Source organism: Microcystis sp. M179S2 (assembly GCF_020245805.1).
In the GTDB taxonomy this organism is placed as follows: Bacteria; Cyanobacteriota; Cyanobacteriia; order Cyanobacteriales; family Microcystaceae; genus Microcystis; species Microcystis aeruginosa.
This window is the reverse complement of sequence record NZ_JADBUE010000197.1, coordinates 1-6205: the sequence shown is the minus strand read 5'-3', so window position 1 is coordinate 6205 and position 6205 is coordinate 1. Positions and strand designations below refer to the sequence as shown.

Sequence of the window (6205 nt, the reverse complement as noted above, 5' to 3'; positions counted from 1 at the left end):
TTTCTAATAAAAACTCAAATTTCGGGTTTCTGTTAGTTAGCGATCGCTTGAAGGCTTACCCCATAAGAGAGCTAGAGTTTAGAGACTGTAAGACTTTTGCCAGACTCCCTCCAAGAGCGATAAGCTGTTCTACTTGTAACTAGCATACAAGAACTCTAACTAGGGGGGGAATGCGAGCGATCCTGACTCACCCCCCTAGTTCTCAAAGTCTTTTAGGGCAACACTTTCAGCCAATCCTTAAAAAAGTATTAAGAAAACGGGAAGGGGTCAAAAAAAATAAGGAATTTTCGGATATCACCTTTTCCGTAAACTCCCCTATAATTGAATACTGTTTATCTTTATTCCTTTCTGTGAGGAGTTTAAACCTATGACATTATCAACACTTATCAAAAAATCGATCAGTGGTCGGGTCGCCCTTATCGGTCTATCTTTACTCGCTCCTGTATCTGGTGCGAGCGCCGCTACTTTTGGCTTTTCTTTCTCGAATGTGGATGGCCCGGTTAGTGGTACAGTTTCTGGGACAATAGAGTTGCCGGACGCGGCACTAACCACGGATGGGATATACGCGGCTACCGCTCTTTCCGTCACCTCCGCTCCTGCCGCTTTAGGATACACGCTACCGGTTATTGGTACATTCCCATCACTGGGTCCTAATGCTTTTAATGTTGTGGGTGGTAATATCATTCTGTCCGGTACTCAATTCGCTCGTGGTCAATTGTTCGTAACGGGTTCTCCAAATGCATTTGGATTAAATTCTACTACCGGAACTCTATTCGGTATAAAGGGGGTTGGCAATGCTTCCAGTGGAGTTTTAGACTCAAGTAATTCAACACTGACATTTACTCGCGCTACTTCCGTTCCCGAACCGGGTACTATCTTAGGTTTAGTAACAGTGGGTGCTTTAGGGGCATTATCTGGTAAGCGCAAAGGCTAAAAGGATTTTAAACTTACAGACGATTAACCCAACTAGGGAGATGAAATCATGATCACTCCCTAGTACCTGACTGAAAAACAAACATGAAACATTTTCCGCTTATTTCCCCTCGAAACGTTTTAGCTTCCGTAGCGATCGCTTTATCCCTTGGTTTGGGTTTAACCGCCCCTCTACAAGCGCAGTTAAGCGGTAGAGTGAACTTTGAACGGGGCAGTGATATGGCCGCCCTCAACGGGACAATTACAGGGCGTGAATACCGAGATTTTGTCTTAAGAGCGAGAAAAGGTCAAACCCTGATGGTTTCTCTTGCTGATGATGGGACAGGCAACCCAGAAGACAAGCATAGTGTATTTTTTAATATCCTGCCGCCGGGTAGTAATAATGTAGCGATTTATAACAGTTCTGCCCAAGGACCCAACGCCATGGCTAAAATTAAACTCCCCAAAGATGGCGACTATACCATTCGTGTCTATCTCATGGGAGAAGCGAAAGACGGCAATCATACCGTTCCTTTCACCTTCTCGGTAACGATTAGGTAGTTATCGAAAAATCTTGAACGCATCCTAGAGATTATCGCCCCTCTTACTCTGTAAGAAAATCAATCATGTTCGAGTCTATAAAATTCAGCGCCATCGCCACCGGAATCGCCCTCGTCGCTACTTTACCAGTTTATGCCGCGAATACTGCTACCATGTTGTCGGCCTGCAAATCTCGCGCCGCTAATGCTTATAAAACCTCGCCGGGTAATATCGTTGTCAAATACGAAGGACAACGCACCGACGGCACTCACGCAGTGAATGGCACTTACGAGACGGATAAAATGGTCAATACCTTCCAATGTTCCTTTAACCGCAACGGCAACCAGATCGTCAAATTTATCAAAAACCTACCCTATTCCAAAGTGGACGAAGGCGCTATGTAATAACACGCTCACTTAGTCTTCATTGGAGGAGATCAAAAAAGCATGAAACCCGTTTATGTGTTGTTAATTGCTATTACTACGGGTGTTATCGGTGCGGGTATCGGATTGTTTCTAGGAGGGAAATTCTTGGGAACCCTCGGATTCACAGGTGGTGTAACCTACGGTGTTTGTGTCGCCACGGAAACGGGAAAACAAGCGGGTTTACTAACCCAATCGGAAACCGATCAACTCTTAAAACAAATTAAAGCAAGAGCGGGTTCAGATTTTAATTTGAAACCAGAACAAATCGAAGAATTCGCCAAAATCAACTGTCAAGACACCCTAGAAAAAGCGAAATCGGCCCGTTCGGAAAAAAACTAGACGGACGTTATAGTACAATTGTCAACAAATCTAGCGATCGCTGTAAAACATCTAATTAACTTGGGAAAAAACTTAAATCATGCGTAAACTCTTTTCCGCTTTTTTACTGGCCACCTTAATCACCACCCCGGTTATTCTGCCTTCCCCCGCTTTCAGCGAAATCCGTAAAGAACGGGTGCAATTCAAAGCCGGAACCGAAGGAACCACTATTCAAGGCAAAATCAAGGGAGAACAAGTCGTTCAATACCTAATTCGCGCCAATGCTGGACAAAATATGTCGGTTAGCCTCTTGAGTGATAACGGGGGCGCTTCTTTCAATATTTTCGCACCGGGTAAAGTCCCCGGCAAAGACGCGGCGATGGTTATCGGGAACAATGTCGGTAATGCCCACGAGGGAATCCTACCAGCGGACGGCGATTATACGATCCAAGTGGGTTTGACTCGCAACTCGGCGCGGAATAATGAAGTGGCTAATTATCGCCTAAAAATCCTTATTTCCAATAATTACAACCAAAGCGATGCCAAAGTACCGGGGACAAATTACCATGCTACGGGTAATGTTACCTGTTCGATGGGCGATGGAAAACCAGCGGGATCTTGTCCCTTTGGTGTCACTCGTCGAGGTAACGGTAGTGCAGATGTCACTGTCACCAAACCCGATGGTCGCAAGCGTATCATTTTCTTTGAAAAGGGAAAAGCGATCGGTGCAGATACCAGTCAGGCAGCTCCTGGAGCGTTTAGCGCCTCGAAACAAGACGATATCTATATTATTCGCATCGGCAAGGAACGCTACGAGATTTTTGAAGCGATCATCTTTGGGGGTTAGGTGCTGCTTCTCGTAAGCGCCAAGCATAAAATCCCCATTGAGGATAGTTTTGAGTATATCTTGGTCTTTAGGAGGGGTAAAAACCCTCCTTTGGTTATTTTTGGGGATAGGGTGATAATTTTGTTAAAATACAGGTCAGACTTAACCTATAATTGAATTAAAAATGTATGATTCCACCTGTAAATTTATCGCCCTTGAATATTCCAGAGACTTAGCCACTTGGTTACTAGGAAAACCCTTAGATTTAACGGAAATTAAACCCTCGGAATTATCCCTAGAGCCGATTAGAGCCGATACTTTAGTCTTTTTGGAGTCAGAAGAATTAATCTTACATATCGAGTTCCAAACCGACCCTAAAGAGGATATTCCCTATAGAATGCTAGATTATGCCACCAGACTCTATCGACGCTATCCCCGTAAACCTATCCATCAAGTGGTTATTTATCTAAGGAAAAGTGACTCCCCCAAAGTCCGACAAAATGATTATAAACAAGGGAAAACCTCTCATCAATTTGAAGTGATCAGACTCTGGGAACAACCCTCGGAACCCCTATTAAAGGCCCCCGGACTGTTTCCCTTTGCCATACTCGCTCAAGCTGAGAAACAAGAAAACTTACTGCGGCAAATTGCCCAGGAAATCGAGCAAATCAGCGATAGTCGAGAACAAAGTAATCTGGCCGCATCTACCGCAATTCTAGCCGGGTTAGTATTAGAGAAAGACATCATCCAACGATTACTGAGGAAGGACATCATGAAAGAATCAGTTATCTATCAAGAAATCTGGTCCGAGGGTTTACAAGAGGGTTTAGAAGAGGGACGACAAGAGGGACGACAAGAGGGAGAAGCTAACCTAGTTTTACGTCAATTAAATCGGCGTGTAGGGGACATTTCTCCCGAATTACTGCCCAATATCCGCAGTCTTGACCTAGAACAGTTAGAAAACTTGGGAGAAGCTTTGTTAGATTTTCAGTCACTAGAGGATTTAGAACAATGGCTGGAAAATTGCCGAGCTAGTTAGTACAAAGGAACCAAGTATTAAAGCCATGCCTTCAGCACAGACTGGCCGCACGCACCTCACCCCTACAACTACCGGGAGTCTCAAAACCCTTGTACTTTTATCGGCGATCAACTCCTAACCCCACCAACAAACTTTTTCAGCAAGCCCTAGCCATAGATTTATTCTTAATCCCAGTAGAATAACTCATGTTTTTTTTCCGATTACTCGAGAAAAAATTATAAAATAATAAAAAATCATTCGTTTGAATATAGTTAGCTTACTATAAAAAGGTAATCGATAAATTCACAGGAGTAACTCTATGAGTACCGAAGGGAAAATTAACGCTACCGCTAAAAATCTTGAAGGAAAAGCCGAAGAAGTTCTCGGCATTTAACTGGCGATCAAGAAATGCAGATGGAAGGAAAGGCAAAACAAGTGCAAGCTTCCGCCATGCCTACGGCTGAAAAGGTTAAAGACGCGGTGACAGGCGCTCTTGATTCGATTAAGGATGCGATCAATAAAGCCTAGTAAAGATAAAGGGGCAGAATTGAACTGCAAAACTGTCCTTTTATCGACTTTTTCTGGCAGCAAACACTTTTAAAACCATTCGCCAAGGACAAATATTATGTTCAATTTAATTGCTTGGGTTATCCTAGGACTCCTAGCGGGTGCGATCGCCAAGATGATCTATCCGGGTACTCAAGGGGGCGGTTTTATCGCCACTATGTTTCTAGGCATTATCGGAGCCTTTATCGGGGGAAGTCTGCTCACTTTCATCCAAACTGGCTCCTTACAGCTTGCCAGTGCCTCTTTGAGTATTCCGGGGGTGGCGACGGCAGTATTGGGGGCGATTATTGCGATCGCTATCTGGAATTTCCTCAATCGGGGGTAGGCTTTTTGATCTGGAATGTATCCTCCTACATCGCCGCTAAAAAGGGATAAATCCTAGCCGTAAAAGGAAATGGCTGTTAACTCTCCCCCTAATCATTCTATCCATTAGTCACATCTTTCTTAACATAAAATTTGACAAAAAGAGAAAAGTGTGCAAGATGGCTCAAGGGGGTTCTATAGGGATTGCATAATAATAAATCCGTTGAGTATAGGCTACTTATGAGGATAGGCACTCATGCAAGAGGCACTCATGCAAAAATGGGAATAAATAATCAGTTTTTAATAACTGGATTTAGTATGATGGCAATCCGTGCCAGCCTGCGACCCCCTTCTTTTCAGGTCAAATAAAGCCCAAAAAAATAAGTGGCTCTCTTATTCTTTGTGTGATAAGTTTAACTTATATAGCAGCGATCAATCCTTGTGGTTCGCTCCACTCGCTCGCCAGCCGACTGTATCTTAGAATACATTTTACCCAGCAAACCCAAGAGAGTCCCAATTCTTCCGTTAAACTTTAATCTATTCCCCGGTAGAGATCGGCGATCGCTAACTCTAGGTTAATACTTGGCAGGATCACGCGATCACCTGTCTCGTAAATAGTCGTTTCCCATATCCCCAGAGAATTACGGCGACGGCATTCCAGGCGCTGGATTTCTTGGGAAATTAATACATATTCTTCTAAGGTTTCTATCTGTTGATAATCTGGGAATTTTTCACCCTTGTCAAAAGCGTTCGTATTGGGGGAAAGCACTTCCGCGATTAGTTTCGGATAGCGTTTCAGATAACGATCTTGGCGATCGCGCGGATCGCAGGTAACAAAAGCATCGGGATAGTAATAAAACCGATCTTGATAGTTAACCTTGACATTACCCGAGTGAAACCGACAGTCTGTAGAGTCGCCGAAATGTTCGTCAATGACTTTGAGAAAATTGAAGGCGATGCGATCATGATTATCCGCACCGCCGGCCATCGCATAAACCAAACCACGTCGGTATCCATGGCGGATCTGGCTCTGACGCTCGATAGCGAGATATTCTTGGGGACTGATGTAGTTGGGAACCGCAATCATAATCTCTAGGGGAAAGCCTACTATCAATTATAGTACGAGAATGGCTCTCTTATTCGGCTCTTCGTTACCCTTTATGCTAAATCAACAGACAAGATGCCAAGACAACATACTTCTAACCCAAAAATTCCGAAAGTTTCTCAAGCCATAGCCTCTCCGTTTTATTAGTTTAAGTTTATTGTTGATTCCCTCGACCATCCCATTCGTTGTCC

Annotated in this window: 9 protein-coding genes; 7 read left to right on the top strand and 2 right to left on the bottom strand. The window is 43.9% G+C overall.

Annotation, left to right across the window (positions count from 1 at the left end):
- Positions 1 to 367: 367 nt before the first annotated feature.
- The 7 genes from IM500_RS12375 to IM500_RS12345 all read left to right on the top strand — a co-directional run bounded on the left by IM500_RS12375 (position 368) and on the right by IM500_RS12345 (position 4931).
- Positions 368 to 934 carry a PEP-CTERM sorting domain-containing protein gene (locus IM500_RS12375; RefSeq protein ID WP_242034692.1) on the top strand — a complete coding sequence of 189 codons (567 nt, stop codon included), beginning with the start codon at positions 368 to 370 and terminating at the stop codon, positions 932 to 934.
- Positions 935 to 1017: 83 nt separating this feature from the next.
- On the top strand, positions 1018 to 1473 hold the full coding sequence (locus tag IM500_RS12370; protein ID WP_052277622.1) for a hypothetical protein: 456 nt from the start codon (positions 1018 to 1020) through the stop codon (positions 1471 to 1473).
- A 65-nt stretch (positions 1474 to 1538) separates the two neighbouring features.
- On the top strand, positions 1539 to 1856 hold the full coding sequence (locus tag IM500_RS12365; protein ID WP_002757707.1) for a hypothetical protein: 318 nt from the start codon (positions 1539 to 1541) through the stop codon (positions 1854 to 1856).
- A gap of 42 nt (positions 1857 to 1898) precedes the next feature.
- On the top strand, positions 1899 to 2216 hold the full coding sequence (locus IM500_RS12360; RefSeq protein ID WP_052277621.1) for a hypothetical protein: 318 nt from the start codon (positions 1899 to 1901) through the stop codon (positions 2214 to 2216).
- A gap of 79 nt (positions 2217 to 2295) precedes the next feature.
- Positions 2296 to 3042 (top strand): hypothetical protein, encoded by a 747-nt coding sequence (locus IM500_RS12355; protein WP_287738539.1) that lies wholly within the window; start codon positions 2296 to 2298, stop codon positions 3040 to 3042.
- Positions 3043 to 3205: 163 nt separating this feature from the next.
- Positions 3206 to 4060, top strand: a complete 855-nt coding sequence (locus IM500_RS12350; protein ID WP_190722743.1) for an Rpn family recombination-promoting nuclease/putative transposase — start codon at positions 3206 to 3208, stop codon at positions 4058 to 4060.
- 604 nt (positions 4061 to 4664) lie between these two features.
- Positions 4665 to 4931, top strand: coding sequence for a GlsB/YeaQ/YmgE family stress response membrane protein (locus IM500_RS12345; protein ID WP_190722742.1), 267 nt, complete (start codon positions 4665 to 4667; stop codon positions 4929 to 4931).
- 510 nt (positions 4932 to 5441) lie between these two features.
- On the opposite strand, the gene IM500_RS12340 is transcribed toward IM500_RS12345, so the two are convergent.
- Positions 5442 to 5996, bottom strand: a complete 555-nt coding sequence (locus IM500_RS12340) for a Uma2 family endonuclease (RefSeq protein WP_287738537.1) — start codon at positions 5994 to 5996, stop codon at positions 5442 to 5444.
- An 81-nt stretch (positions 5997 to 6077) separates the two neighbouring features.
- On the bottom strand, positions 6078 to 6205 hold a 128-nt coding region (locus IM500_RS12335), incomplete at its 5' end, for a transposase (RefSeq protein WP_287738541.1).

Excerpts from the sequence above, each read along its gene's own strand:
- IM500_RS12375 (WP_242034692.1), top strand. The coding sequence starts at position 368 with ATGACATTATCAACACTTATCAAAAAATCGATCAGTGGTCGGGTCGCC.
- IM500_RS12370 (WP_052277622.1), top strand. The coding sequence starts at position 1,018 with ATGAAACATTTTCCGCTTATTTCCCCTCGAAACGTTTTAGCTTCCGTA.
- IM500_RS12365 (WP_002757707.1), top strand. The coding sequence starts at position 1,539 with ATGTTCGAGTCTATAAAATTCAGCGCCATCGCCACCGGAATCGCCCTC.
- IM500_RS12360 (WP_052277621.1), top strand. The coding sequence starts at position 1,899 with ATGAAACCCGTTTATGTGTTGTTAATTGCTATTACTACGGGTGTTATC.
- IM500_RS12355 (WP_287738539.1), top strand. The coding sequence starts at position 2,296 with ATGCGTAAACTCTTTTCCGCTTTTTTACTGGCCACCTTAATCACCACC.
- IM500_RS12350 (WP_190722743.1), top strand. The coding sequence starts at position 3,206 with ATGTATGATTCCACCTGTAAATTTATCGCCCTTGAATATTCCAGAGAC.
- IM500_RS12345 (WP_190722742.1), top strand. The coding sequence starts at position 4,665 with ATGTTCAATTTAATTGCTTGGGTTATCCTAGGACTCCTAGCGGGTGCG.
- IM500_RS12340 (WP_287738537.1), bottom strand. The coding sequence starts at position 5,996 with ATGATTGCGGTTCCCAACTACATCAGTCCCCAAGAATATCTCGCTATC.